The organism is Litchfieldella qijiaojingensis (assembly GCF_014651875.1).
Taxonomy (GTDB): Bacteria; Pseudomonadota; Gammaproteobacteria; order Pseudomonadales; family Halomonadaceae; genus Litchfieldella; species Litchfieldella qijiaojingensis.
Genome location: NZ_BMXS01000072.1, coordinates 1 through 1,301 on the forward strand (window position 1 = coordinate 1; position 1,301 = coordinate 1,301).

General features: G+C 44.6%; 2 protein-coding genes. One reads left to right on the plus strand and one right to left on the minus strand.

Going from position 1 to position 1,301, the window contains the following annotated elements:
- Nucleotides 1-403 (plus strand): hypothetical protein (locus tag IE093_RS22605; protein ID WP_229803912.1); only part of this gene is annotated, 403 nt, incomplete at its 5' end.
- Here the strand turns inward: IE093_RS22605 and IE093_RS22255 are convergent.
- Nucleotides 356-1,153 carry an aldehyde dehydrogenase family protein gene (locus IE093_RS22255; protein WP_308427222.1) on the minus strand — a complete coding sequence of 266 codons (798 nt, stop codon included), beginning with the start codon at nt 1,151-1,153 and terminating at the stop codon, nt 356-358. The genes IE093_RS22605 and IE093_RS22255 overlap by 48 nt on opposite strands.
- Nucleotides 1,154-1,301: the final 148 nt, after the last annotated feature.

Below are 1,301 nucleotides of genomic sequence, written 5' to 3' on the forward strand. Positions count from 1 at the left end.
TTGCTGGAGTCGATTGGCAACATACCACCCGCTGAGGCGGAAGCTCGCTACTATCAACAAAGTACCGAGTCCGCTCAGGCAGCGTGACTCAAACGAGAAAGTCTCCGAGATAGTCGGGGCGGTTCATATCTTTGACAACGAAATAGCCAACGGAGAAGCAGTGAACATTCCTATTGCCGGAAGTGCTGCAATTAGCCCAATAAACGTCATCCCATATCCTAAACCTTCCATAACAAAGGTCATATATGGTATGGAATACCCCAAAGATAGCCCTACAAGAGATGCGCTAACTATTATTGACACTGGTGAAAGATGTCTGACACTCTTTGACAATAGAAACATCTACGCCAACTCCTTAAATAAATGGCCTAACAAGTTGCTCGTAAATATCCCTCTGCGGTAGTGTACTCCCTTTTATTTGCTTGCCATCAACATACAAACACGATGCAGCCGGGCCTTCGCCTCCATATGGCAAGAAACCTCTTTCTTCCAAGTGAAGATCTGTGTTCCTTAAAATACTTTTCCTCTTATGCATTGATTCATCCAACCCATCAACAGCATCACTTGTCCCAAACAATGAGATGTACATTGCGTTTGGGTAATACCTCGGGTTAATGAAATAATCACGCAACTCAACATCTCTGTCATATCTTTGCAAATAAAAGACCGGAGCAAAGAACTCCTTATAATTTCCACCAAGAGAAAGAGGTTTTTCAAATACAGTTGGATATATCATGCCTGTCACAGGATTGACATTGCCTCCGAAAGCAAAATACTTCCTGTTTTCTTTAAAAATATTGGCAATCCATGCAGCATGATCTTTATCACTGTTGGGGCCGACAATAACATCTGGATCCGTATAGTCGCCAACCTTGTCACTTAACTTTTCTATGGATTCAATTAAGCGAAGTTTGAATTCTTCATAAACATCGCCATGGACTAGCAGTGAATTAGGTCCGGCGCAATCTTGTCCCTGGTTGTAAAGAACAACTCTAAGGGCGCTCTGAACAGCAAGAGAAACATCAGCGTCATGTGACACAACCAGAGGGTTATGCCCGGCTCCATTAAGGATGAAAAGAGCCCCTTTTTTGAAATTCTTTCTTACCTTCCTCGCATTCTCTGGAGTTCCAGTGAATATCACAGCATCAGTCACGCCGACACGCTCAGCAAGGAACTGAACCGCCCCGACTATCTCGGAGACTTTCTCGTTTGAGTCACGCTGCCTGAGCGGACTCGGTACTTTGTTGATAGTAGCGAGCTTCCGCCTCAGCGGGTGGTATGTTGCCAATCGACTCCAGCAA